The 23,678-nt window shown below is 61.9% G+C and carries 24 protein-coding genes; 14 read left to right on the top strand and 10 right to left on the bottom strand.

Annotation, left to right across the window (positions count from 1 at the left end; all coding sequences use genetic code 11):
* On the top strand, nucleotides 1-2,535 hold a 2,535-nt coding region (gene topA / locus AADA04_RS07765), incomplete at its 5' end, for a type I DNA topoisomerase (protein WP_340692688.1).
* 42 nt (nucleotides 2,536-2,577) lie between these two features.
* Complete coding sequence (locus tag AADA04_RS07760; protein ID WP_340692687.1) at nucleotides 2,578-3,246, top strand: M23 family metallopeptidase; 669 nt, start codon at nucleotides 2,578-2,580, stop codon at nucleotides 3,244-3,246.
* A 122-nt stretch (nucleotides 3,247-3,368) separates the two neighbouring features.
* On the opposite strand, the gene AADA04_RS07755 is transcribed toward AADA04_RS07760, so the two are convergent.
* Complete coding sequence (locus AADA04_RS07755; RefSeq protein WP_340692686.1) at nucleotides 3,369-3,707, bottom strand: hypothetical protein; 339 nt, start codon at nucleotides 3,705-3,707, stop codon at nucleotides 3,369-3,371.
* A gap of 308 nt (nucleotides 3,708-4,015) precedes the next feature.
* On the opposite strand from AADA04_RS07755, the gene rnr reads away from it, so the two are divergent.
* The 3 genes from rnr to rpmG all read left to right on the top strand — a co-directional run bounded on the left by rnr (nucleotide 4,016) and on the right by rpmG (nucleotide 7,283).
* Entirely contained in the window at nucleotides 4,016-6,298 is a 2,283-nt protein-coding gene (gene rnr / locus AADA04_RS07750) for a ribonuclease R (RefSeq protein ID WP_340692685.1), read from the top strand.
* Nucleotides 6,295-7,029, top strand: a complete 735-nt coding sequence (locus tag AADA04_RS07745) for an NUDIX hydrolase (protein WP_340692684.1) — start codon at nucleotides 6,295-6,297, stop codon at nucleotides 7,027-7,029. The genes rnr and AADA04_RS07745 overlap by 4 nt, the downstream gene beginning before the upstream one ends.
* Nucleotides 7,030-7,115: 86 nt before the next feature.
* A complete protein-coding gene (gene rpmG / locus AADA04_RS07740; RefSeq protein WP_340692683.1) occupies nucleotides 7,116-7,283 on the top strand; it encodes a 50S ribosomal protein L33 in 168 nt (55 codons plus the stop codon).
* Between the two features lie 66 nt (nucleotides 7,284-7,349).
* On the opposite strand, the gene AADA04_RS07735 is transcribed toward rpmG, so the two are convergent.
* The 3 genes from AADA04_RS07735 to AADA04_RS07725 form a co-directional block, all read right to left on the bottom strand.
* Nucleotides 7,350-8,576: an MFS transporter gene (locus tag AADA04_RS07735; RefSeq protein ID WP_340692682.1), complete on the bottom strand. Its 1,227-nt coding sequence runs from the start codon at nucleotides 8,574-8,576 to the stop codon at nucleotides 7,350-7,352.
* Between the two features lie 62 nt (nucleotides 8,577-8,638).
* A complete protein-coding gene (locus AADA04_RS07730) occupies nucleotides 8,639-10,006 on the bottom strand; it encodes a PleD family two-component system response regulator (protein ID WP_340692681.1) in 1,368 nt (455 codons plus the stop codon).
* The gene (locus AADA04_RS07725) at nucleotides 10,003-10,392 is read right to left on the bottom strand and encodes a response regulator (RefSeq protein ID WP_340692680.1); all 390 of its coding nucleotides are present in this window, start codon (nucleotides 10,390-10,392) and stop codon (nucleotides 10,003-10,005) included. Before AADA04_RS07725 ends, AADA04_RS07730 begins: the two co-directional genes overlap by 4 nt.
* A 124-nt stretch (nucleotides 10,393-10,516) precedes the next feature.
* Between AADA04_RS07725 and AADA04_RS07720 the strand changes: the two genes are divergently transcribed.
* The 6 genes from AADA04_RS07720 to AADA04_RS07695 all read left to right on the top strand — a co-directional run bounded on the left by AADA04_RS07720 (nucleotide 10,517) and on the right by AADA04_RS07695 (nucleotide 16,213).
* Nucleotides 10,517-11,812 carry a DNA polymerase IV gene (locus tag AADA04_RS07720; RefSeq protein WP_340692679.1) on the top strand — a complete coding sequence of 432 codons (1,296 nt, stop codon included), beginning with the start codon at nucleotides 10,517-10,519 and terminating at the stop codon, nucleotides 11,810-11,812.
* A 69-nt stretch (nucleotides 11,813-11,881) separates the two neighbouring features.
* A complete protein-coding gene (locus AADA04_RS07715; RefSeq protein ID WP_340692678.1) occupies nucleotides 11,882-12,343 on the top strand; it encodes a RidA family protein in 462 nt (153 codons plus the stop codon).
* A 6-nt stretch (nucleotides 12,344-12,349) separates the two neighbouring features.
* Entirely contained in the window at nucleotides 12,350-13,066 is a 717-nt protein-coding gene (locus AADA04_RS07710) for a glycerophosphodiester phosphodiesterase family protein (RefSeq protein WP_340692677.1), read from the top strand.
* 25 nt (nucleotides 13,067-13,091) lie between these two features.
* The gene (locus AADA04_RS07705) at nucleotides 13,092-14,255 is read left to right on the top strand and encodes a GNAT family N-acetyltransferase (protein ID WP_340692676.1); all 1,164 of its coding nucleotides are present in this window, start codon (nucleotides 13,092-13,094) and stop codon (nucleotides 14,253-14,255) included.
* Entirely contained in the window at nucleotides 14,252-14,686 is a 435-nt protein-coding gene (locus tag AADA04_RS07700; protein ID WP_340692675.1) for an HIT family protein, read from the top strand. The genes AADA04_RS07705 and AADA04_RS07700 overlap by 4 nt, the downstream gene beginning before the upstream one ends.
* A 102-nt stretch (nucleotides 14,687-14,788) precedes the next feature.
* Nucleotides 14,789-16,213, top strand: a complete 1,425-nt coding sequence (locus tag AADA04_RS07695) for a hypothetical protein (protein WP_340692674.1) — start codon at nucleotides 14,789-14,791, stop codon at nucleotides 16,211-16,213.
* Between the two features lie 15 nt (nucleotides 16,214-16,228).
* Here AADA04_RS07695 and gatB read toward each other — a convergent pair whose 3' ends face one another.
* The gene (gatB, locus tag AADA04_RS07690) at nucleotides 16,229-17,740 is read right to left on the bottom strand and encodes an Asp-tRNA(Asn)/Glu-tRNA(Gln) amidotransferase subunit GatB (RefSeq protein WP_340692673.1); all 1,512 of its coding nucleotides are present in this window, start codon (nucleotides 17,738-17,740) and stop codon (nucleotides 16,229-16,231) included.
* Nucleotides 17,741-17,898: 158 nt separating this feature from the next.
* Here gatB and AADA04_RS07685 point away from each other — a divergent pair, with 158 nt between their 5' ends.
* On the top strand, nucleotides 17,899-18,270 hold the full coding sequence (locus AADA04_RS07685; protein ID WP_340692672.1) for a hypothetical protein: 372 nt from the start codon (nucleotides 17,899-17,901) through the stop codon (nucleotides 18,268-18,270).
* Between the two features lie 4 nt (nucleotides 18,271-18,274).
* On the opposite strand, the gene AADA04_RS07680 is transcribed toward AADA04_RS07685, so the two are convergent.
* Both AADA04_RS07680 and gatA read right to left on the bottom strand, forming a co-directional pair.
* Nucleotides 18,275-18,754, bottom strand: a complete 480-nt coding sequence (locus tag AADA04_RS07680) for a hypothetical protein (RefSeq protein WP_340692671.1) — start codon at nucleotides 18,752-18,754, stop codon at nucleotides 18,275-18,277.
* A 10-nt stretch (nucleotides 18,755-18,764) separates the two neighbouring features.
* On the bottom strand, nucleotides 18,765-20,237 hold the full coding sequence (gene gatA / locus AADA04_RS07675) for an Asp-tRNA(Asn)/Glu-tRNA(Gln) amidotransferase subunit GatA (RefSeq protein ID WP_340692670.1): 1,473 nt from the start codon (nucleotides 20,235-20,237) through the stop codon (nucleotides 18,765-18,767).
* 166 nt (nucleotides 20,238-20,403) lie between these two features.
* Here gatA and AADA04_RS07670 point away from each other — a divergent pair, with 166 nt between their 5' ends.
* A complete protein-coding gene (locus AADA04_RS07670) occupies nucleotides 20,404-20,853 on the top strand; it encodes a DUF6491 family protein (protein WP_340692669.1) in 450 nt (149 codons plus the stop codon).
* A 32-nt stretch (nucleotides 20,854-20,885) separates the two neighbouring features.
* Entirely contained in the window at nucleotides 20,886-21,269 is a 384-nt protein-coding gene (locus AADA04_RS07665; RefSeq protein WP_340692668.1) for an SET domain-containing protein-lysine N-methyltransferase, read from the top strand.
* A 7-nt stretch (nucleotides 21,270-21,276) separates the two neighbouring features.
* Here AADA04_RS07665 and AADA04_RS07660 read toward each other — a convergent pair whose 3' ends face one another.
* The 3 genes from AADA04_RS07660 to AADA04_RS07650 form a co-directional block, all read right to left on the bottom strand.
* On the bottom strand, nucleotides 21,277-21,399 hold the full coding sequence (locus AADA04_RS07660; protein ID WP_340692667.1) for a hypothetical protein: 123 nt from the start codon (nucleotides 21,397-21,399) through the stop codon (nucleotides 21,277-21,279).
* Nucleotides 21,400-21,507: 108 nt separating this feature from the next.
* Nucleotides 21,508-23,250 (bottom strand): AMP-binding protein, encoded by a 1,743-nt coding sequence (locus AADA04_RS07655; protein WP_340692666.1) that lies wholly within the window; start codon nucleotides 23,248-23,250, stop codon nucleotides 21,508-21,510.
* Nucleotides 23,251-23,347: 97 nt separating this feature from the next.
* Nucleotides 23,348-23,678, bottom strand: a 331-nt coding sequence (locus tag AADA04_RS07650) for an enoyl-CoA hydratase-related protein (protein WP_340692665.1), incomplete at its 5' end; no start/stop codon positions are given.

Genomic DNA, 23,678 nt, shown 5'->3' with positions numbered 1-23,678 from the left:
AAATACCTCGGCAAGGACTATAAGGTTCTGGCCTCGTACGGACACATCCGCGACCTGCCATCGAAGAATGGTTCGGTCGATCCGGACAATGATTTCGAGATGCTCTGGGAGGCTGACGCCAAGTCCGCAAAGCGTATCACCGACATCGTGAATGCCCTCAAAGAGTGCGATACACTCATCCTCGCGACCGACCCGGATCGTGAAGGCGAGGCGATTTCCTGGCACCTGGTCGAGGCCCTGAAGAAGCGCCGCGCGCTCAAGAAGGACGTGCATGTCGAGCGCGTCGTCTTCAACGCGATCACCAAGAATGCCGTCACCACAGCGATGGAACACCCGCGCCAGATCGACCAGGAACTGGTTGACGCCTATCTCGCCCGCCGCGCGCTCGACTATCTTGTCGGCTTCACCCTGTCCCCGGTCCTCTGGCGCAAGCTGCCCGGCAGCCGTTCGGCTGGTCGCGTCCAGTCGGTTGCCCTGCGCATTGTCTGCGACCGCGAGAACGAGATCGAACTCTTCCGCCCGCAGGAATACTGGAACATCGCCACCAGCCTTCGCGCCCCTGACGGCACCGACTTCGAAGCCCGCCTGCACGCTCTCGACGGCGATACGCTGAAGAAATTCACGCTCGGTAACAAGGGCGACGCCGACAAGGCGCTCGAAATCGTCAAGACAGGCGGCTATTCCGTCGCCAGCGTCGAGGCCAAGCCCGTCAAGCGCAACCCGCCACCGCCCTTCATCACATCCACCCTGCAGCAGGAAGCTTCCCGCAAGCTCGGCTTCGGTGCCAAGCGCACCATGCAGGCCGCCCAGAAATTGTATGAAGAAGGCCGCATCACCTATATGCGGACCGACGGCGTCAACATGGCCGAAGAGGCCTATGCCGCTGCCCGCAGCATGATCCAGTCGAATTATGGCGCCCGCTACCTGCCGGAAAACACCCGCCGCTATTCGTCCAAGGCCAAGAATGCGCAGGAGGCCCACGAGGCTGTCCGCCCGACCGACTTCAACCTGAGCCCCGAAGACTATCACGGCGACGGCGACCTGAAGAAACTCTACACGCTGATCTGGCGCCGCGCCGTCGCATCGCAGATGGAAACCGCCCTGTTCGAGCGCACCACGATCGACCTCAAGTCGAAAGACGAGCGCGCCCTCCTGCGTGCCACCGGTCAGGTCCTCGTGTTCGACGGGTTCATCAAGCTCTACACTGTCGGCCACGATGCCGGCGACGATGATGACGAGACCGAAGGCCGCCTGCCCAAGATGGAACAGGGCCAGCACGCCGACCTGTTAAAGGCCGACGCCAACCAGTCCTTCACCGCGCCGCCGCCACGCTATACCGAGGCCAGCCTCGTCAAGCGCCTCGAAGAGCTCGGCATCGGCCGCCCGTCCACTTATGCGTCCACGATGTCGACGCTCGAAGATCGCGGCTATGTCCGCATCGAGGGCAAGGCGCTGGTGCCTGAGGACAAGGGCCGCCTCGTCACCGCCTTCCTCGAGAACTTCTTCGCCCGCTATGTCGAATATGATTTCACCGCCGGTCTCGAGGAAAAGCTCGACGTCATCTCCGACGGCAAGCTCGACTGGAAAGCCTTCCTGCACGAGTTCTGGAAACAGTTCGCTGCCGACATTGACGGCACCAAGGACCTGCGCGTTTCCGCCGTGCTTGATGCCCTCAACGAGACGCTCGGTGCCTATGTCTTCCCGCGTCAGGATGCTGAAGGCAATCCGATTGAAAACCCACGCCTTTGCCCGCTCTGCAAGGAGGGCGAACTCTCCATGAAGCTCGGTCGCTTCGGCGCCTTTGTCGGCTGTTCGCGCCACCCCGAGTGCAAGTTCACCCGCCAGTTCAGCGCTGACGGCGATGCGGCTGCGATCAACCCGGACGGCAACGAGCTCGGCCTGCACCCTGAAACGGGCGAGATGATCTACCTCAAGACCGGCCGCTTCGGCCCCTATGTCGAGATGGCCAATGGTGAGAAGCCCAAACGCGCCTCCCTGACCAAGGCCGAAAAGGAAAAGCCGCAGGACCTGACGCTGGAACGCGCCGTCGAACTCCTCCTGCTGCCCCGCGAAGTCGGAAAGCACCCGGAAGACAATGAGCCGATCTACGCAAACTTTGGCCGCTTTGGACCCTACGTCCAGCACGGCAAGACCTATGCGAACCTGAAAGATCCCGCCGATGTCTTCGCCATTGGCCTCAACCGCGCCGTGGCGCTGATCGAGGACAAGAAGGCAAATCCGGGCCGGGGTCGCGGCGGAGCGACCGCGCTGAAGGAACTTGGCAACCATCCGGACGGCGATCCGGTCCAGGTCTTCGCTGGCAAATACGGGCCTTACGTGAAACACGGCAAGGTCAACGCTACGATCCCGAAAGAGATGAGCCCTGACACGATCACGCTCGAACAGGCGGTCGAACTCGTGAACGCGCGCGCCGCCACAGGTCCGGCCAAGAAGAAGGCACCGGCGAAGAAGAAAGCCCCTGCCAAGAAGAAACCAGCGGCCAAAAAGCCTGCCGCGAAAAAGAAAGAGGACTGATCGGAACCGGACCCGCAAGGGCCCGGCTCAGGCCTTTCCGCGATGAACCCGCCGCTCCGCCCGTTCGCGCCCTACCTGCTGCTCGCCGCATGCATCGCGGGTATATACGCACTTCAGCCTGCGCCCGTCATGGTGCCTGCACCCGAAGTCGTGGAGGCACTTCCTCCGCCAACGCCGACCTTCGCCTTCCCGGTTTCCATGGCGCTTTGCCCGACGCTGAACGTCGCCAATGCGCCGCCCAGCGATGCCAGCCTGCACATCATCGGCTACACAGCCCTGATTGAGGTGAACCCGGCGGTCTTGCTGGCCCGCGCACCAGTCGAGCAGGCCTGCGTCTCGTCCGGCTTTGGAGCGCGAAACGGCCAGAGCCATACCGGTATCGACTATTACAACCTTGAGCCCGTCAGCATCTATGCCGCTGGCGATGGCACCATCCGCGAGGCGGTCACACGCGCCGATTTCGGCAACATGCTGGTCATCGACCATGGCCACGGCGTCTTCACCCGCTATGCCCATCTCGACAATTTCGACGGTATGGAGGTCGGTGCGACGGTCCTCTCGGGCCAGGTCATCGGCGTCATGGGCAACACCGCCGCCACGACAATTCCGCGCCACCTTCACTACGAAATCCTGACCGGAGACTGGGGTGACCTCGCCGGCTCCTTCGCCTTGACGCCGATCGATCCGCTGGCATTCATGGGGCAAAATTAGATATTTCCCTTTTTAGGAGACTTTTTAATCCTGAGATTGTATATGCCCGCTCCATGGACGAATCCGCGCGCCTCGAAGAAATCATTAAGTCTGCCTGTCCAGTGGCGGCCAAACTGTCATCGTTACAACAAAGCCAGCTCGCCGTTCTGGTCCGGATTTTTCTGCGGGATGTTGAATTTCGCGGCGTAGGAGGCTTCCAGCCACCGCCGGAGGCGCACCCTAAGATTGCAGCCCACGCGTGCCTCCTGCTTTTGAACCGGCAGCAGGATCACTTCGACCTGGGCCTGCGTGTGGTCCTTCACCCGCAGGGCATCCACCATTGCCGCGAATTGGCTGATCGCCAGTTCCGGCGGGGCCAGGTGCACGTGGATTGGGCCGAAATCCGCCGCGACGGCGCGGAATCCGTCGCCGCCATGTGCCGCGTCATGCATGAATTCGTCCACCGCCTCGACAGCCCCCATTTACGCGCCAACGCGTCTCCGGCCTTGCTTTCCACCGAGTGCCACGCCACATGGGCCAAAGTGATGGAGGAGGAACGTACGTTTCTCCGCGCAAGAATCGAGTATGGCGTCCCAACGTCGCTGACTCCCTACGCTGCAACAAATCACGCGGAATTCTTCGCCTGCACAACGGAAGCCTTCTTTGCGCGACCGGACATGCTGCGAGACCAATTTCCCCGCGTCTACGCACAGCTGGCCCATTTTTACGGGGGCCGCGCGTAGGCATTTCCTGCAAGCCTTTCCAATAAGAATCCACTATATCCAACCACATGACATTTCCAGACAAGCAAACTGTCCTTGATTTCATTCGGGACAATCCAACCGCCACCACGAAACAAGCCATCGCCAAGGGCCTCCGGGTCAAGGGCGAGGAGCGCAATGTTCTGCGCGCCATCCTCAAGGAACTTGAGGCCGACGGCGCCCTCGAACGCACCGGCAAACGCGCCTGGGCACAGGCCGACCGGCCACCGCCCACCGGCATCGTCGAGTTCACCCGTATCGACAAGAATGGCGACCTGATCGGCAAGTCGATCGGCGACAATGGCCCGTTCGGGCCTGACATCACCTATGCCGGCCCCTCGGGCAAACCGAAGGGCAAGGCCCCGGCCGTCGGCGACCGCGCCCTGTGCAAGATCAACGAGCATGACGGCGAATGGCGCGCCCGGGCCATCACGATCATCGAAAAGCGCCTGTCAGACCGCCTGATCGGCCTTTATTCCACCGGCCCCAATGGCGGCAAGGTTGCGCCGTCCAACCGCAAGGAACGCCGCGAATTCGTGATCCAGGAGGCCGACACGCACGGCGCCAAGGATGGTGACCTCGTGATCGCCGAACCCAAGCCCCAGGGGCGCCGCCACTATGGTCCGGCGCTCGGCGAGATCACCGAGATCATCGGTCATATATCTGACCCGCGCTCGGCCAGCCTGCTCGCGATCCACGCCCATGACATCCCGACCGAGTTCCCGCAGGCCGTGCTCGATCAGGCTGGTGATGCCGTGCCGGCCCCGGCCGAGCGCGAAGACCTGACCCAGATCCCGCTCATCACCATCGACCCGCACGATGCCCGCGACCATGATGACGCCGTCTATGCCGAAAAGCTCGACGATGGCTGGCGCGTGATCGTCGCCATTGCCGATGTCGCTGCCTATGTCACCGAGGGCTCGCCCCTCGACAAGGAAGCCTACAAGCGCGGCAACTCGACCTATTTCCCTGACCGCGTCGTGCCGATGCTGCCATTTGAGCTCTCGGCTGACGAATGCTCGCTCAGGGAAGACGAGCCGCGGTGTACGCTCGCGGTCGAAATGATCTTCGGCACCGATGGCCACAAGCGCTCGCACCGCTTCATTCGTGGCATGATGAAATCTGCCGCCAAGCTGTCCTATGAAGAGGCTCAGGCGGCCATTGACGGCAAGCCCGGCGGCAAGGCGGGCGAACTGCTGGAGACTGTGCTGAAGCCCCTCTGGGGTGCTTACGACGCGCTCTGCAAGGCGCGCGACAAGCGTGCCCCGCTCGACCTCGACCTGCCCGAACGCCGCATCAAGTTCAAAGAGAACGGCGAGATCGACGGCATCTACACCAAGGAACGTCTCGAGGCGCACCGCCTGATCGAAGAGTTCATGATCCAGGCCAATGTCGCGGCCGCCGAAACGCTGGAGCGCCAGAAGAGCCCGCTCATCTATCGCGTCCACGACACGCCGACGGATGCCAAGATCGCGGCCTTTGCCGAATTCCTGCAGACGATCGAACTCAAATGGACAATCGGCGAGCGCCCCCAGACGCACAAGTTCAACAAGCTGATCGGCGAGCTGAAGGACGGCGAATACGACCAGATGGTCACGCAGATGATCCTGCGCACCCAGGCCCAGGCGATCTATAGCGAAGAGAATCTCGGCCATTTCGGGCTCAACCTCGTTCGCTATGCCCACTTCACCTCGCCGATCCGCCGCTATGCTGACCTCATCGTCCACCGCGCGCTGATCTCGTCCCTGAAGCTCGGGCCTGACGGCCTCAGCAAGGAAGCCGCCTCGCAGCTCGAACAGACCGCTCAGCATATCTCCGACACCGAGCGCCGCTCGATGGCCGCTGAGCGCGAAGCCACTGACCGCTACCTCGCAATCTTCCTGAAAGACCGCGTCGGCGTTGAATTCGATGGCCGCATTACCGGCGTCACCGGGTCGGGCCTTTTTGTCCAGTTGGCCGGCATCGGAGCCGACGGCTTCATCCCGATCTCGTCGATCTCAAAGGATTATTGGGTGCTGGATACCGCTGCGATGGCGATCTACGCTCGTGGCAGCGGCGAGACGTACAGCCTCGGCCAGATCGTGCGTGTGAAGCTGCGTGAGGTCACGCCCCTGAAGGGCGGCCTCCTGCTTGAAATGCTGTCTGAACCCATGCCCGCCCCTGAAGGCCGCGCCGAACAGCGCCGCGCCATGGACATTGGCAACGTTCCCCGCCGTAAGGGTGGACCGCCCCGCTCAGGCAAGCCTAAGTTCAACAAGAAAACGCTCCCCAAGCATAAAAGAACAAGCAAGGCTAAGGGACCAAAGAGATGAACAAGCGCCTGCCGGGTTTGAAGTCTGCCTATGACAAGGAGGATGATGGAGACGTTGTCCTCACCAACCAGCCCAGCCCACGCCCGAAGGATGCCGCCACACTGATTCTCGTCCGGCAGGACGGACCGACGCCTCGCGTCCTGCTCGGCAAGCGCTCCGGGGGGCACAGCTTCATGCCGGAAAAATACGTCTTCCCGGGTGGCAAGGTCGATCCGCACGACGCCCGTGCCCCCGTTCTCACGCCCCTCTCGGCCCCGGTCGCGACCCAGCTCGCCATCGGCACCCGCCGCGCGCCCCACGCCTTCGCCCTGACCGCCATCCGCGAGACCTTCGAGGAGACCGGCCTGATCGTCGGCCGGACCGGCGAGGCCACTGGCAAACCACCCACGGGCTGGGGCCGCTACTATGGTGAAGGGGTCATGCCCTGCCTTCAATCCTTCCAGTTCATCGGCCGCGCCATCACGCCGCCCTACCGGCCAAAGCGCTTTGATGCCCGATTCTTCATGGCTGACGCCGAAGATGCCCTGATCGACGAGCGCCCGCCGGTCGACGGCGCCGAACTGTCAGACCTGCAATGGGTGACGATCAAGGACTCAATGGACCTCGACCTGCCTTCGGTGACGCGGTTCATGCTGGGCGAAATCGACGAGCGACTAGCCAGTCCCGAGGCGCGCAAAGGCCCGCCCTTCCTACGCTGGACACGCAATGGCCACACGACAGACCGGCTTTAGCGCAGGAACACTGCTTGACTTCGCCTCCGGGCCCCGTCATTAAGCCGCTTTCCAGTTACAGACGCTAGCATAAGCGAGCCAATCCCATGGCCAAACCAGCCACTATCAAAATCCGCCTCAATTCGACGGCCGACACCGGATTCTTCTATGTCACCAAGAAGAACCCGCGCACGAAGACTGAAAAGCTCGTGCTGAAAAAGTACGACCCCGTCGTTCGCAAGCACGTCGAATTCAAGGAAGGCAAGATCAAGTAAGATCCTGCTTTTCGGCACGTTTTCGCAGAGCCCGTTCGCAAGAGCGGGCTTTTTGCATTTTCGGCCTCACGCGTCCGGATTGCCATCGTGCAGGTTCCGCGCTTTGCGGATGCCCGGGAACAGGACGGACCAGGCCGCCGCGATACCCACCGCCGCATAGCCCCCGGCGACAACGGTAAACACCGCCCCCCATTTGGCGGCCATGAACCCGGCCCGCGCCTCGCCCAGCTCATTTGACGCGCCGAGGAAGATGGAATTCACCGCATTCACCCGTCCGCGCACCTGGTCCGGGGTCCAGAGCTGCAACAGGATTTCGCGAATATAGACCGAGATCATGTCGAACGCGCCGACACCGACCAGCGCCAGGATCGAGAGCCAGGCTACGGTCGAGTGGCCGAACACGACCGTCGACAGGCCAAACAGCGCGACACAGGCAAACAGGATGATCCCGGCATGGTCGCGAATCGGGAACGCCGTGATCACCGCGGTCACGATCAGCGCCCCAATGCCCGGCGCCGCGCGCATCAGGCCAAGCCCCGTCTCGCCGACCTCCAGGATATCGCGTGCATAGACCGGCATCAGCGCCACCGCGCCACCCAACAGCACCGCGAACAGGTCCAGCGAGATTGCCCCCAGAACGATCTTCTGCTTCCAGACATAGGTGAACCCGCCCAGCACCATGCTCAGCGTCTTGGGCTCGATGCTCGTGCTCTGTGGCGGCTTCGGGATCGAGAAGATCAGCGTCGCGGCGACGGCAAAGAGCACCACAGCGGTCGAATAGGCGATCACCGGCGCCACGCCGTACAGCAGGCTGCCCGCCACCGGCCCGATGATCGACGCCATCTGCCAGGCCGACGCCGTCCAGCCCACCGCGTTGGCAAAGTCTTCTCGCGGCACGACATTCACCGCCAGGCTCGCCGAGGCGGGCGACAGGAAGGCGCGGGCCACGCCGAACACGGTCAGAATGCCCAGCACCCACACCGGATGGAATTGCCCCGTCGCCGCCAGGAACAGGATGCCGGCGGCGCACGCCATTTCCGTCAGGATCGCCAGGCCCATCACCAGCCGCCGTCCAAACGTATCGGCCGCCAGGCCCGTCACGAAAACCAGCAGCAGCGCCGGCAGGAATTGCACCAGGCCAATCCAGCCGAGATAGACCGGGTTCTGCGTCTGGTCGTAAATCTGCCAGGCCACGGACACAGACACGATCTGTGCGGCAAAGGCGGTAAAGAAACGGGATGTGAAATAGCGGCTGTAGGACAGGTGCCGGAAAGCGGCGAAACGGTCTGTCATGTCCGGAAACCTGCATCAGCCAATCGAGACGTGCAGGTGGCCCGCGTCGGGACCCGAGTCAATCAGGCGGCCACGCTTTCGACGCGGTTCCGGCCCGCAGACTTGGCGTGGTAGAGCGCCGTATCGGCGCGTTTGGTGAGGTCGGCCATCGTGTCCTGGTCGCCTGTGATAGTCGACACGCCGGCACTCAGCGTGATCGATATATCCCGGCGCCCGGAACTGACATGGAACGGCGCGCTTGCCACCGCGCGGCGAATGCGTTCGGCAGCGGCGCAGGCCAGGTCGCCCGGCGTATCGGGCATGATGACGAGGAATTCCTCGCCGCCCGGACGACAGACCACGTCCATCGGGCGTACATTCTCCCGCAGGCGGTTGGCCAGTTCGACCAGCACTTCATCGCCGACATCATGGCCATAGGTATCGTTGACCGATTTGAAATGGTCGATATCGCACATAACAACCGACACAGGTTTGCCGCCCATGACCGAGCGGTGCATCACCTGCTGCAGCTGGCTCACCATGTAGCGGCGATTGTAGAGTCCCGTCAGCTGGTCGATCACCGACAATTCGAGACCGCGGTCCACGCGCTTGCGCAGCACGTCGATATAGCGCGAACGCCGCGTCTGCGTGCGCACCCGCGCCAGCAGTTCCTGCCGGTCCACGGGTGAAATGATCACGTCACTCGCACCGATATCCAGGCCTTTTCCGGCGAGCAGGCGTTCCGACTGGTCGCAGACAAGGATGATCGAGATCGAGCGTGTGGATTCGGTCATCTTGAAATGCGCGCACAGTTTCAAGGCATCAAACGACTGCGACGAGATCGACAGGATGAGGATATCGACGCCCATATCGGCCAGGTTCGACATGTCGCCCGCTTCCAGCAATGTCGTCGCGACATGTCCGCCATCGCGCAGCATGTTGGCCATCCGCAGCGACGTGCGGGGATTATCGTCGACAATGAATACACGTGATGGGCGGGCGAGTTCTTCGACACTGATCACGTCGACCGCGCCGGCCTTCAGGCCGCTTGCCTGACGCTGGCGCAACTCCGAGGCGACGGCATTGTACCGCAAAAGCGCGCCCATCCGTGACATCAGCGCAAAATCATCAACCGGCTTGGTCAGGAAATCTTCGGCACCGACATCCAGGCCCCGGACCCGGTCGTCGGCATCGCTGAGCGCGGTGACCATCACGACCGGAATAAAGGACGTGCGCGGATCCGCCTTCAGGCGCTTGCACGTCTCGTAGCCGTCCATGCCCGGCATCATCACGTCGAGCAGGATGATCTCGGGCACTTCCACCCGCGCAATGTCCAGCGCCTGCTGGCCGTTCTCGGCATGCATGACGGTATAATACTGTGCCTCCAGCTTCGCCTGCAGCAGGCGGCGGTTGGCTTCGATATCATCAACGACAAGGACGCGCGCGCTCATACCGACTCCTTCGGCATCAGCGATTCGACCGCCTTGATGAAAGTCATGATCTGAATCGGCTTGGAGAGGTAACCTTCGCACCCGGCCTCGCGCACACGCTGCTCGTCCGCACGCATCGCAAAGGCCGTTACGGCCAGCACCGGGATATGCGCCACCTTGTCGTCGTCTTTCAGCCAGCGGGTAATGTCGAGGCCCGACACTTCCGGCAGCTGGATGTCCATGATGATGAGGTCGGGCAACTCGCGCCGTGCGATTTCGACCGCCTTCGCGCCATCGCGGCACTGATAGGTCGCGAAGCCATATGCGTCCAACAGGTCGCAAAAGAGGCGCATGTTGAGTTCATTGTCCTCAACAACCAGCACTTTTCTGGTGCGCTTCTCAGCCATAATTCCCCGTAACTGCTAATGATTCGGACGGTGGGTAACCGATCCTGTCCAGCTATACTGCAAATGCTTAACACCGCTTTACGCAGGGATGCACACTTGATTGCTCAAAAAGGCGGAACATGCCATGAACACGCCTGTCATGTATGCACTTTGCCGCGATTGCCTGCACCTGCAGGCCGGTGCTGCCATTGCCTGTTCCAGCTGCGGACGGGGCCGAATCCTGTCGCATCCCGCACTTACCCGGCTCAACATTGCCCATATGGATTGCGACGCCTTCTTCGCGGCCGTCGAGAAGCGTGATGACCCGAGCCTCCGGGACAAGCCGGTCATCGTTGGCGGCGGCCAGCGCGGCGTCGTGTCGACCTGCTGCTATATCGCCCGCCTCTATGGCGTCCGGTCCGCCATGCCCATGTTCACTGCCCTCAAGCTCTGCCCGGACGCCGTCGTGATCGGATCGAACTTCGCCAAATACCGCGAAGCCGCCACCATGATCCGCGAAAAGATGGACGCGCTCACCCCGCTGGTCCAGCCAGTCTCCATCGACGAGGCCTATATGGACCTCTCCGGCACCGAGACAGCCCACCATGCGCCCCCTGCCGTCAGCCTCGCGCGTCTCGCCCGCGACATCGAGCGCGATGTCGGCATCACCGTCTCGATCGGCCTGTCCTCCAACAAGTTCCTCGCCAAGACCGCCAGCGAACTCGACAAGCCACGCGGCTTCGCCGTCATCGCGCCGGAAGAGGCCGAGGCGCTGCTCGGGCCCAAGCCTATCGACTTCCTGCATGGTGTCGGACCGAAATTCGCCGAGAAACTCGCCCGCGACGGCTTCGATACGGTCAGGGACATCCAGGAGACCGAGCTGAAGGCCCTGATCGGCCGCTACGGCGAGACCGGCATGTGGCTGAAACAACGCGCCCACGGCCTCGACACGCGGCCCGTGCGCAATGACGAGGAGCGCAAGTCAGTGTCCAGCGAGACCACTTTTCGTGTCGATATCTCCGATCCCTCCGCGCTCGAAGACCAGCTCTGGCAGCTCTGCGTCAAGACAGCCGACCGGGCGAAGGCCGCTGGCGTCGTCGGGGTCATCGTCACGCTGAAGCTCAAGACCAGCAATTTCCGCGCCCTGACCCGGCGTATATCTCTCAACGAGCCGACCCAGCTCGCGCAGGAAATCTTCCGTGCCGGTCGTCCGCTCCTCGCCCGCGAGACCAATGGGCGCGAACGCTTCCGCCTCATCGGCATCGGCCTCACCGGCCTTGACGACCACCGGTCAGATACGGTCGACCTGCTCGATCCGAGCATTGCCAAGCGCGCCGCCGCCGAACGCGCATCAGATGCCGCCCGTGCCAAATTCGGCAAGGATGCCGTCGTCACTGGCCGCGCGGCGCGGATTGCCAAGGCCCGCGAAAACGACACCTGACTTGCCCGATCCGGCGACGTGCGGCATGCATTTGGCGAAACCTCAATCGGAACGGGAGTCGATCCACCCATGACTACGCCAGAAGACCGCCTCGACGCACTCGGTATCGAACTGCCCGCGCCCATGAAGCCCGTCGCCACCTATGTGCCCTTCGTCATCACCGGAAACCTGCTCTTCGTCTCCGGCCAGGTCAGCGCCACGCCGAACGGCCGCATCAACGGACGTGTCGGCGAGGACATGGAACTCTCCGCCGCCCAATATGCCGCCCGCCAGTGCGGCATCAACCTGATTGCCCAGTGCAAGGCCGCCCTCGGCGACCTCTCCCGCATCAAGCGCGTCGTGAAGCTCGGCGGCTTCGTCAATGCCGCGCCACACTTCACCGACATCCCCCAGGTCATCAATGGCTGCTCCGATCTCATGGTCGAAGTCTTCGGCGATGCCGGACGCCACGCGCGCTCCGCCGTCGCCTGCCCTGTTCTGCCAATGGGCGTCGCCGTTGAAGTTGACGGTATCTTTGAAATCACGGGATAATTCGCGATGGCCCGGCATTTTGACCTGACTGCCTTCACCTATGCCCATCGCGGCCTCTGGTCGCCCGAGGGCCACCCTGAAAACTCCCTCGCCGCCTTCAAGGCGGCTGCCGAGGCCGGATTGGGCATCGAATACGATGTCCGCCCGTCCATGTCGGGCGAGGTCATGGTCTTCCACGATCCGAAACTGGCCCGCATGACCGGCACGGAGGGCTTGTTCGAGGAACAGGACATGTCTGTCCTCTCGGGCCTGCGCCTTGCGGGCACTGACGAGCCCGTTCCGACTTTGGCTGCCTTGCTCGACATCTGGCCGACGTCGCTGCCATTGCTGACCGAGATGAAGATTGACGGCAACACCGATCCGGAAGCCTTCGCCTGCAAGGTCGGTGACCAGCTGGCAGGCCATATCGGCCCGGCCGCCGCGATGAGCTTTAACGAGGCCGCCGTCGACGCCCTGCCGAACGTCCTCATGCGCGGCCAGTTGATCGAGCCGATCCATCGGACCAGCGAGGCAGAATTCGACGGCAAGCTCGCCCGCGCCATCGACCGCAAGGTCGACTATCTCGCCATCAATGTCGCCGATGCCGAACGCGCCGCCGTCCTGCTCGCCGGCGAGCGGCCATTCGTTGTCTGGACGATACGGTCGATGGCAGACCTGCGCCGCATCCGCCTGCTCCACGGTGCCGCGATTGTCGAACACCTGCCCGTGCCTCTGGCATCCTGATGCCGCGCGCCCTAGATTGACGGGCATGGACGACAGCGCGCTCAAGATCACCATCGTCCCCGGCCTGGCCGAGGTATCGCCCGACGAATGGAACGCCGTCGCCAATCCGCCGGGCGAGCGCTACGACCCGTTCCTCTCCTGGGAATTCCTCGAAGCCATGGAAAGCAGTGGCGCCGCAACGCCGAACACGGGCTGGGTCCCGCGCCACCTCCTGATCCGCGGCGACAATGGCCGCCTGCGCGCCGCCATGCCGCTCTATGCCAAGATGCACTCGCGCGGCGAGTTCGTGTTCGACCAGAGCTGGGCCGACGCCTATGAACGCGCTGGCGGGGCCTATTACCCGAAACTGCTGACCGCCGTTCCCTTCACCCCCGTCACCGGTCGCCGCCGCCTCGTGCCCAAGGGCCCCGACGAAGCCCAGCTCAAGGCCGCCCTCCTGACAGGCGCCATCCAGCTCGCCGAGGAAAACAAGCTCTCCTCACTGCACATCAATTTCGTCGATACGGACGATGCGGAGATCCTCGCCAATACCGGCCTCCTGTCGCGCACCGACCAGCAGTTCCGCTGGGTGAATGACGGTTACGAGAGCTTTGACGATTTCCTGGCTGCGCTGTCCTCCGCCAAGCGCAAGAACCTGCGCAAGGAGCGCGCAAAGGCGCAGGAAGGCCTGACCTTCGTCCACCTCACCGGTGACGCGATCACCGAGGACCATCTCGACTCCTTCTACCATTTCTACATCGACACCGGCAGCCGCAAATGGGGCTCGCCCTATCTCACGCGGCTGAGCTTCTCCCTGCTGCGCGAGCGCATGGCCGACGACCTCCTCTTCGTCTTCGCGATTGAAGACGGCGAACCGATTGCCGGTGCCATGAACCTGATCGGTTCGGACACGCTCTATGGCCGCTATTGGGGCTGCAGCGACCACCGCTCCATGCTCCACTTCGAAACCTGCTATTATCAGGCCATCGATTTCGCGATTGAACGCAGCCTGCAATATGTCGAGGCGGGCGCACAAGGCGGCCACAAGCTCGCGCGCGGCTACGTCCCCGTCCTCACCCGCTCGGCCCACTGGATCGCCCATCCGGGCCTGCGCGACGCCGTCGCCGACTATCTCACCCGCGAGCGCGACGCGGTTGAATCCGACATGGACTATCTCACCGACCGCACACCTTTCAGGAAAGACTCATGACCCTTCACGACACATACGATCCCACAAACATCTTCGCAAAAATCCTGCGCGGGGAAATGCCTGCCGTGAAGGTCTACGAGGATGACGTGGCCCTCGCTTTCATGGACGTCTTCCCGCAGAGCGAAGGCCACACGCTGGTCATCCCGAAAGACGTCACCGCACGCAACCTGCTCGACATGCCGCCGGAAAAACTCGCGCCCTACATGCTGACGGTCCAGAAAGTGGCGAAAGCGGTCGAAGCCGCCCTCACGCCCGATGGCCTCGTCGTCACCCAGTTCAACGGCGCACCCGCCGGGCAGACCGTCTACCACCTTCACTTCCACATCATCCCCCGCACCGAAGGCGAGGCCCTTGGCCGGCATGGCGGCGGCGGCATGGCAGATATGGGCGATCTGGAGAAACTGGCGGAGAAGATCCGCGCCAAGCTGTAAGGGATACAGCAGTTCAACTTATCGCAATTGATTCCCCAAAAGGGGATAGGAAATCGCAAGGATCTGAATAATCTGAATGCCTGCATTTGGAGATTCGGATTCATGTTCAGTCGGCTCGTTACACTTCTGTTCGCGTCACTCGTCGTCTTTGGTACAGCAGAAGCACAAAACAGGTCTTCCCTCGACAGCCCCACATGCATGATGTGGTCGGAGGCGCCCATATATGGTCGCCTTCTGGACGACTATTCGCATCCATTGTTCATCTGGTACTGGTATGCCTATGGCTTCAGCGAAGTGAGGGAGTTTCCGAACTGGGTGAACCAGCAAGACAGGTTTGCCGAATGCTTTGAAGGCAAATCCAAGGGCAAATGCGGTTTCAAGCCGAATGGTTCGATCCGGAAGGCGCTCGCCAAGAACCGCACCGATGGTTTCGACAAGAAGCCTTTGAAAAACCTGTTCCAGGAGAGCCCGCCACCTGAAGCAATCGCATATGCGATGAAGAGTCTCGGTACCTGTTTCGGTGATGCGCCCGCGCTGCCAACGCTTGATCAGCTGGGCCTTGTAAGCGGCGAATTTGATATGGGGGCCTGCATGCAGCTCGCCACAAGGATTACTTACGATTCCGAAAACCTGTCGCGCGAACTGGCAGCCCATGATGGCTGGGGCATCGCGCTATTCGAATACATGACCAAGCCGGGCGTCTCATCTCCCGGCAAGGCATGCCGGGTCGTGCCGAAGGCAGGCCTGCCGTCGATCGATGCCATCCTCGAAAGCAGGAAGCAGGAGCAGGTTGCGTATGACAATCGAACGATCGCCCAGCGCGTCGCAGGTCTCGATGCCTTCGACATCACCTACAGCCTCGTTTATCGCACCATATCGCACGACCACGCCGCAACCCGGCCGCTGCCGGAAGGCGCCTACGAATGGGCGGTCGACTATGGCGCGAAGGTGGCAGACGGCTATCCCGAACCCGCCATCCCGGACGCTGTCCAGCAATGGGCCGTGGAGCAGCCGCTCGACTCGTTCGAGGCTGTGGAAGACCCTTTCGCATCGCGCAAGCGCGTTCACCCCTCTGAAATCACGCAATCTGTCTGGGCACGGCGCGTCAGGTCACAATTGGACAAGGCTGCACCGAATGAGGAGCGCATTGCCGTGCAGGAGGGTTGTTCAATTCTCTGGGGCTATGCGTGGGGGGATGTGCAGTTCGGCAAGCGAAGCCCGCAGACGACGGGCGAGGCAGAGTATTATCGTCTGTTGACGCAGACGCCTGACAAATGGTCCCAAACCATGTGCAATGAAACACCTGTTGGCATCTTTTACGCTGCCAAGGCGCGTTACGAGAAGGAGCAATATGAAGCCTCCCTGCCGCCCAAGCCGAGCGAGTGGGATGAGATCAACCGGCGTCTCAGTGAGTATGCGAACAAGCCTCGCGAGAACAAGGCGCCCTATAAGCCGCCGACGACGCGGTGCTATGTTACCGGACAAACGGAATCGGGCCTCGGCAGAGAGGTCTGCTTCACAAACTGACAAACGAAAAAGCGCTTAAAGCCCCAGCTTCGCTTTCAGGATCTCGTTCACGGCTTTCGGGTTGGCCTTGCCGCCCGAGGCTTTCATCACCTGTCCGACGAACCAGCCGAGCGTCTGCGGCTTGTCCTTAACCTTCTCGACCTGTTCCGGGTTGGCCGCGATGATCTCGTCGACAACCTTCTCGATCGCGCCGGTATCGGTCACCTGTTTCAGGCCATGCTTCTCGACAATCGCCGCCGCCTCGCCCTCGCCGGCGATCATGCGCGCGAACACGTCCTTGGCGATCTTGCCGCTGATCGTCTCGTCGCTGATCAGAGCGATCAGGCCGCCCAGCGCCTCCGCCGAAACCGGGCTGTCGGCCAGCTCCAGGCCTTCCTTGTTGAGATAACCGAACAGTTCCTGCGTCACCCAGTTGGCGGCGAGTTTCGCGTCGCGCCCCGTGGCCACGGTCTCGAAATATTCGGCCTTCTCGGCGTCCGCGATCAGCACGCCCGCATCATAGTGCGAAATGCCGTACTCGGATTCAAACCGCGCGCGTTTCTGGTCCGGCAGTTCGGGCAAAGTCGCCTTGATCTCGTCGATCCAAGCCTGCTCGATTTCCAGCGGCAAGAGGTCGGGGTCCGGGAAATAGCGGTAATCGTGCGCGTCTTCCTTGGAGCGCATCGAGCGTGTCTCAACCTTCACCGGGTCGAACAGGCGCGTTTCCTGGTCAACACTGCCGCCGCCCTCAATGATCTCGATCTGACGGCGCGCCTCGTATTCAATCGCCTGCTGGATGAAGCGGAACGAGTTCATGTTCTTCAGTTCGCAGCGTGTGCCGAGATGGCTGAAATCATCCGCCTCGCGGAATTTCTCATACTGGCCGGGCCGGCAGACAGACACGTTCACGTCGGCGCGCAGATTGCCCTTGTCCATGTCGCCGTCACAGGTGCCGAGCGCGATCACGATGGCGCGGATTTTCTTCACATAGGCCGCCGCCTCGGCCGGCGAGCGCACGTCGGGCTTCGACACGATTTCCATCAGCGCGACGCCGGACCGGTTGAGGTCCACATAGGTCGAGTTCGGGTCCATGTCGTGGATCGACTTGCCGGCATCCTGCTCCAGGTGAAGCCGCTCGATCCGGCAGGTAAAGCTGTAGGCCTCGCCGCCATGCGCCGGTTCCACGTCGACATCGATCTCGCCTTCACCGACAATCGGGTGCGCGAACTGGCTGATCTGATAGCCCTGCGGCAGGTCAGGATAGAAGTAATTCTTGCGGTCAAACCGGCTGTAGAGATTGATCTCGGCCTTCAGGCCAAGGCCCGTGCGCACGGCCTGCTCAACGCATTTCCGGTTGATCACCGGCAGCATGCCCGGCATCGCCGCATCGACCAGCGAGACATTGCAGTTCGGGTCGGCGCCAAACGCCGTCGAGGCGCCCGAGAACAGCTTGGCATTGGAGGCCACCTGCGCGTGGATCTCCAGCCCCATGACGACTTCCCAGTCGCCGGTATCGCCTTTGAGTACGTAAGGAGTGCGCGCTGACATGACCTGCCTTTATAACCGTTTCAAACAAGCCGTCCTTCTAACGGCAACCGCCCTGCCCTGTCGAGCGGACATGACCGCGCGGCGGCTTGCCACCTTTCCTTTTTCGCGTCCCTGACCGAGAATACGGTAAGCACGCGAACGTTCTTTGAGGAAAGCCCATGTTGTTCAAGATGATCCTGGACAGTTCCGGTGACGAAGAACGCCCGATTGTCCGCGGCTTCCTGAAACACCTGATTGCCGGTTTCGCAGGCGGCCTGCTGATCGGCGCGGTGGGCCTGTTTCTCGTGCTTGTGACACTCGGCAACTTGAAACTCGACATTCCGGTCGTCTTCATCGCGGCCATGATGCTGCAATTCGGCCCGATTGGCGGCTTTGTCGGCGTCGGGATCTACCTGTCGCGCATCACCGACCGGACGCGCGACGACGATGATGAGAGTGACGAGGGCCCCGGCGGCGGTACGAAAGTGCGTGTCGAAACGCCGGTCAAAACCCGCGCGGCACCGATCCGGCTGAAGCCCGCCCGCGCCTGAACCTTTAGATCTTGCCGTCTTCCTTGGCGCGCTTGTAACGCTCGCGCCGCGCCGCCATGCGGTCCGCAACTGACGCCGATTGGGGCACGCGCGTCGGTATTTCACCTTCCGGTGTCGGTTCAATTTCCGGTACGGGCACCTCGGCAACCTCAGCCTCTAGCTTGCCTTCGGCGATCAGCTTCTTGCGCCGCGCGGCAACCCGCGCCTCGCGCGCCTGGTGCGCCTCGCTCTTGCCGTTGAACAGGCCGGACAGTTTCGACTTCTGCGCGCCCTTCAGCGGCGAGCCGTTATGGCCCTGCTCGGCACGTTTCTGCAGGATGCGCGACACCCGGAACGCCACATAGGCGGCCACAAGAAAGGCCACGAGCAACATGCCCTGCATCTCGGGCGCGAACAGGTCATAGCCGTTCTGCGCCATCATCCCCCACATCAGGGCGAGGCAGATGATGAGCATAATTCCGAAAAGAGCAAAGAAACGTGTCATGCGTACCAGCCTACCACCAGCGGCCCGGCTTTGCCACGAAGCCGGCTGCACGTTCCAGCTCGCCACCGACGCGGAAACAGGCGGTCTCGTCGAGCGCCTTGCCGATCACCTGCAAGCCCAGCGGCAGGCCGCTTTTCGACAGGCCAGCAGGCACGGAAATGCCCGGCAGGCCGGCAAGGTTCGCCGTCACCGTGAACACGTCGTTGAGGTACATCTCCACCGGATCGCCGCTCTTCTCGCCAAAGGCGAAGGCAGGGCTCGGACAGGTCGGCGTCAGCACCGCATCGCAGCTCTCGAACGCCTCGACAAAATCGTGGAGGATCTTGGTCCGCACTTTTTGCGCGCGCAGGTAATAGGCGTCGTAATAGCCGCTGGAGAGCACAGATGTGCCGATCAGCAGGCGCCGCTGCACTTCCTTGCCAAAACCGCTGGCCCGCGTGCCTTCATAGGTCTGCGCGAGGTTGTTTCCCTCGACCCGCGCGCCATAACGCATGCCGTCATAGCGCGCGAGGTTTGACGAGGCCTCGGCCGGCGCCACGATGTAATAGGCGGGCAGCGCGTATTTCGTGTGTGGCAGGCTGATATCGACAATCTCCGCCCCGGCCGCTTTCAGCCACGCAATGCCCTGCTCCCACAGCGCGTCGATCTCATCCGACATGCCGTCCATCCGGTATTCCTTGGGAATGCCGATGCGCATGCCTTTGACGCCCTTGGTGACGTCGCTGCGCCAGTCCGGCGTTTCCACGTCCAGCGAGGTCGAATCCTTGGCGTCGTGGCTGCACATCACGTCCAGAAGAATGGCGCTGTCTTCCACGGTCTTGGCAATCGGTCCGGCCTGGTCGAGCGAGGAGGCGAATGCCACCATGCCGTAACGGCTGGCCCGGCCATAGGTTGGCTTGATGCCCACGGTGCCCGTAAAGGCTGCTGGCTGGCGGATCGAACCGCCGGTGTCGGATGCCGTCGCAGCCAGGCAGAGGTCTGCCGCCACCGAGGCCGCAGAGCCGCCCGACGAGCCGCCCGGCGTCAGGCCCTGATTGTCGCCGTCGCGGCGCCAAGGGTTGATCACGTTGCCGAAATGCGAGGTCTCGTTCGACGAGCCCATGGCGAATTCGTCCATGTTGAGCTTGCCCAGCATGACCGCGCCTTCGTCCCAAAGGTTCTGCGTAACGGTAGATTCATAGGTCGGGGTGAATTCGCCGAGGATGCCGCTGCACGCCGTCGTGCGCACACCTTTGGTGCAATACAGGTCCTTGATCCCCAGCGGCGCGCCTTCCAGCTTGCCGCCCGTTCCCTTGGCCAGTTTAGCATCCGAGGCATCGGCCATGGCCAGCGCCTTCTCCGGCGTTTCAACGACAAAGGCGTTCAGGACCCGGGCGCCCTCGATGGCGCTCACGAAGTCCTGGGTAATCTCGCGCGACGAAAACTGCTTGGCTTTCAGGCCATCAAGCGCGGCAGCGAGGGGGAGTTTGGTCAAGTCGGTCATAGGAAATCCCGTGAAGAAATCTGCCCGCCTGCTATGACGGCTTGAGGGGAAAGTTCAAGTCTCTGTGACCGCGCTTGTCAGTTTCCGGCTTGCGGCGCATCAAGTTGGAACGGACCAAATGCCGTTATTGTCACGTTTTTTCACCACACTGCCCAAAGGATATGACATGCGCCTGATCTCCCTCCTTCTTGCCTCCGCTGTCCTCGCCGCCTGCACCAGCCATCCGGCGGGCGAATCCAAGCCGAAAGGTGTCGCCCAGTTTGCGGGTGACCCCCGCCTCGGTGAGGAAGTCAAGAACGTCTGCTTCACCTCGACCATTTCCGGTTTCCACAATGCCACCGACGACACGGTGGTAATCTCGAAAGGCCGGGATGACTATCTCATTGAAGTCTACGGAAACTGCTTCAATCTCGATCAGGCCCAACAGCTCGCTGTCGACTCGACGACAAGCTGCCTCGGCAAGGGTGACCATATCATCACGTCTGATTCCATTGCAGGTTTCCACGACAAGACAGGCTTCGGTGTGCAACGCTGCATGATCAAGTCGATCCATAAATGGGATTCCAAGGCCAAGGCACCAGAAGCGGAAGCGGAAGACGCCGCAAAATCCGAATAGCGTCGGCGAACGACTGTGCTAGATAGCGGCGCATGCCCCATCCTGCACAGGCCTCGTCCGTCGAGGTGAAAAACTCTCCCTTTCACGGTCGCGGCCTGTTCGCGACCGTAGCCATAAGTGCCGGGGAGATCATCGCCGTCTATCCGCTACTGATCCTGTCGCAGGAGGACACCGCCACGGTGCGTTCCACCCTGCTCCACCACTATGTCTTTTACGTCGATGAGAATGAGGCGGGCGACATGCGTGCAGCAGTCGCGTTCGGTGAAATCTCGATGTGCAATCACAGCCCCAAGGCCAATGCGGATTTCGTCGTCGATGCCGCAGCCCAGACGGTGACCCTGTCAGCCAACCAGGCCATCCGGCCCGGTGACGAAGTTCTCATCGACTATGAGGAATTTGCCGAGGAGATCATCTGAGACCAGATCAGGCGAGCATGTGCGCCGTATAGCCAGCTGGTGCCAGCACAATGGCTGCAACGCCAAGAAAGAACAGCGCCGACGATACGATCTGGCTCAGGCCGCCATGTGTCAAAGTTTGATGTGTCATAGTCTACAGTCCGTTGTTTGATTTGTGCGTCGCGTCCGGACCAGCAGGTCCAGCGATGCGTTCCGCCCGATTCAATCCTTGAATCCGGCCGGATTGTTTGAGGAAACGTCAGTCCAGCTCGCCCGAACTGACGCGCGCCCGCAGTTCCCGCCGGACGACCTTGCCAATCGGTGATTTCGGCAATTCATCGACAAAATGCACCGCGCGGGGCCGTTTGTAGCCGGTCAGGAATCCCGCACAATGCGCCTGCACCTCTGCGGCTGTCAGCTCCGGATCCCGGCGCACGACAAACGCGTGCATCGTATCGCCCGCGTTGCCGTCAGAGACGCCTGCAACGGCGGCTTCCGCGATACCGGGATGCTCTGCCAGGACAGCGTCCACCTCGTTCGGGAACACGTTGAACCCGCCCACCAGGAGCATGTCTTTCAGACGGTCGACCAGGTAGAGAAAACCATCATCGTCGAGATAGCCGACATCGCCGGTCTTCATCCAGTCGTCATGGAAAGTCGCCGACGTCGTCTCCGGGCGCCCCAGATATCCGGCCATCACCTGCGGTCCGGCGACAGCGATTTCGCCCGTCTCGCCCGGCGAAGCAAAGCTGCCATCGTCGCGCAGGATCGACACGCCCGTGCCCGGCAAAGGCAGGCCGACCGAACCGATCCGGGTGCGTGCGTCCGGCGGATTGATGCTGATCAGCGTCGTTGTTTCCGTCATGCCATAGCCCTCGATCACGCTTGATCCCGTCAGGCCGGTCCATTCTTTCCGTACAGCCGGGCTCAGCGCCATGGCGCCGGAAATCGTCAGGGTCAGCTGTGGCGGATTTTCGTAGAACCATTTCTCGTCCATCAGCTTGGCAAACAGCGTGCTGACACCCGGAAACGCATTCGGACGGAATTTCCGGAAGGCGGCCTTGAGGTTTGACAGCGGCTTGGGGCTTGGCACCAGTACCAGGTGCGCAGCATTGCGCAGCGCAATGATCGACGAGAACATCCCGAACACATGGTAAACCGGCAGGACCAGCAACATGGTCTGGCCCGGTGCATCGATCATGTGCGGCGACAGACTGGCAAACTGTTCGACATTGGTCACAACGCCGGCCTCGGTCAGGCGCACGCCTTTGGAAACACCCGTCGTGCCCCCCGAATACTGGTAGATGGCGTCCTCGTCGGCGTCCCGGTCCGGTGCATAGGTCGCCACAGGCGTCGCATGTTTCGCCCCCCGCTTCAGCGCCTCGCACATCGGCACGTTCGCGATCTTCAGCGGGCGGCCCATTTTTTTTACATGCTGCAGCACGAAATCCATCGTCGCTTTTTTGACGGGCGAAAAGAAGTCGGTCAGCGAAAGCGTGATGACTGTGCCGACATGGGTGCCCTGGAGCGCTTCTTCGGTGGCGTCAGGGAACAGGCTCGACGTGATCAGGACAACCGCCTTCGCGTCGCGCAACTGCCGGCGCGTTTCATATGCGGTGTAGAGCGGGTTGATATTGGTCAGCACAAGGCCGGCGCGCAACACGGCTAGCATGGCGAGGACGTTCGATATGCAATTGGGTGACTGGATCGCCACGACGGCGCCCTTCTCCAGCTTCAACTCGTCGCGCAGGTAGCGCGCCAGGTTGGCGGAGTGTTTCTCGACGTCGGAGTAGCTCAGTGTCGCACTGGCACCGTTCGGCAGCGCAGTGGTGAGGAACGGTTCCTTCCCGAATCGGCCGGCGGCCTCTTCCATCAGCGTTTCGATACGTCGGGGCACGTAATTGCCGATGTCCGAATGAAAGGAAGCAGCTTCCGGATTGTAGAACTGCCGGACCGGCTGGTCTGTAAACGGAACAGGCGCGAATTTCGATACAGCAGACATAACTTCTCCGGCCCCTACGGCTTGGTCATGCCCCTTCCTGACACATTGGCTTTGAATTATGCTGAAGCTGATCGGTGAAATTTCACCGATTTCGCATTTAGCGTCCTGTAAACATTGGTTTTCGCTTTTCCAGGAAGGCCGCAGCACTCTCGGCGGCATCGTCCGTTTCCATCAGCGCCCGGATTTCCTTGATCGCCCAGCTGCCAACATCGCGCCAGTCCGGGTCCAGCGTACGGCGCAGGCCTGCCTTGATCGACTGGACCGCACGTGGCGGGTTGGCGGCAATCTTGCCTGCTATTTCCAGAGCTGTCGGCAACAGATCGTCCGGCGCCACGACACGCGACACCAGCCGCATGTCCAGCGCAGTCTGCGCATCGATGATCTCGCCCGTGAACAACAGTTCCGCCGCCCGCTCGCGGCCCACGACC

Source organism: Hyphomonas sp. (assembly GCF_037969335.1).
Classification (GTDB): domain Bacteria; phylum Pseudomonadota; class Alphaproteobacteria; order Caulobacterales; family Hyphomonadaceae; genus Hyphomonas.
Note: the sequence above shows the minus strand (reverse complement) of the source record. Positions and strands in the feature narration are given on the sequence as shown.

Excerpts from the sequence above, each read along its gene's own strand:
- AADA04_RS07725 (WP_340692680.1), bottom strand. The coding sequence starts at position 10,392 with ATGGCTGAGAAGCGCACCAGAAAAGTGCTGGTTGTTGAGGACAATGAA.
- AADA04_RS07710 (WP_340692677.1), top strand. The coding sequence starts at position 12,350 with ATGGCCCGGCATTTTGACCTGACTGCCTTCACCTATGCCCATCGCGGC.
- AADA04_RS07705 (WP_340692676.1), top strand. The coding sequence starts at position 13,092 with ATGGACGACAGCGCGCTCAAGATCACCATCGTCCCCGGCCTGGCCGAG.
- AADA04_RS07695 (WP_340692674.1), top strand. The coding sequence starts at position 14,789 with ATGTTCAGTCGGCTCGTTACACTTCTGTTCGCGTCACTCGTCGTCTTT.
- rnr (WP_340692685.1), top strand. The coding sequence starts at position 4,016 with ATGACATTTCCAGACAAGCAAACTGTCCTTGATTTCATTCGGGACAAT.
- rpmG (WP_340692683.1), top strand. The coding sequence starts at position 7,116 with ATGGCCAAACCAGCCACTATCAAAATCCGCCTCAATTCGACGGCCGAC.
- AADA04_RS07720 (WP_340692679.1), top strand. The coding sequence starts at position 10,517 with ATGAACACGCCTGTCATGTATGCACTTTGCCGCGATTGCCTGCACCTG.
- AADA04_RS07730 (WP_340692681.1), bottom strand. The coding sequence starts at position 10,006 with ATGAGCGCGCGCGTCCTTGTCGTTGATGATATCGAAGCCAACCGCCGC.
- AADA04_RS07745 (WP_340692684.1), top strand. The coding sequence starts at position 6,295 with ATGAACAAGCGCCTGCCGGGTTTGAAGTCTGCCTATGACAAGGAGGAT.
- AADA04_RS07670 (WP_340692669.1), top strand. The coding sequence starts at position 20,404 with ATGCGCCTGATCTCCCTCCTTCTTGCCTCCGCTGTCCTCGCCGCCTGC.
- AADA04_RS07655 (WP_340692666.1), bottom strand. The coding sequence starts at position 23,250 with ATGTCTGCTGTATCGAAATTCGCGCCTGTTCCGTTTACAGACCAGCCG.
- AADA04_RS07700 (WP_340692675.1), top strand. The coding sequence starts at position 14,252 with ATGACCCTTCACGACACATACGATCCCACAAACATCTTCGCAAAAATC.
- AADA04_RS07760 (WP_340692687.1), top strand. The coding sequence starts at position 2,578 with ATGAACCCGCCGCTCCGCCCGTTCGCGCCCTACCTGCTGCTCGCCGCA.
- AADA04_RS07665 (WP_340692668.1), top strand. The coding sequence starts at position 20,886 with ATGCCCCATCCTGCACAGGCCTCGTCCGTCGAGGTGAAAAACTCTCCC.
- AADA04_RS07735 (WP_340692682.1), bottom strand. The coding sequence starts at position 8,576 with ATGACAGACCGTTTCGCCGCTTTCCGGCACCTGTCCTACAGCCGCTAT.
- gatA (WP_340692670.1), bottom strand. The coding sequence starts at position 20,237 with ATGACCGACTTGACCAAACTCCCCCTCGCTGCCGCGCTTGATGGCCTG.
- AADA04_RS07755 (WP_340692686.1), bottom strand. The coding sequence starts at position 3,707 with ATGGGGGCTGTCGAGGCGGTGGACGAATTCATGCATGACGCGGCACAT.
- AADA04_RS07715 (WP_340692678.1), top strand. The coding sequence starts at position 11,882 with ATGACTACGCCAGAAGACCGCCTCGACGCACTCGGTATCGAACTGCCC.
- gatB (WP_340692673.1), bottom strand. The coding sequence starts at position 17,740 with ATGTCAGCGCGCACTCCTTACGTACTCAAAGGCGATACCGGCGACTGG.
- AADA04_RS07685 (WP_340692672.1), top strand. The coding sequence starts at position 17,899 with ATGTTGTTCAAGATGATCCTGGACAGTTCCGGTGACGAAGAACGCCCG.
- AADA04_RS07660 (WP_340692667.1), bottom strand. The coding sequence starts at position 21,399 with ATGACACATCAAACTTTGACACATGGCGGCCTGAGCCAGATCGTATCG.
- AADA04_RS07680 (WP_340692671.1), bottom strand. The coding sequence starts at position 18,754 with ATGACACGTTTCTTTGCTCTTTTCGGAATTATGCTCATCATCTGCCTC.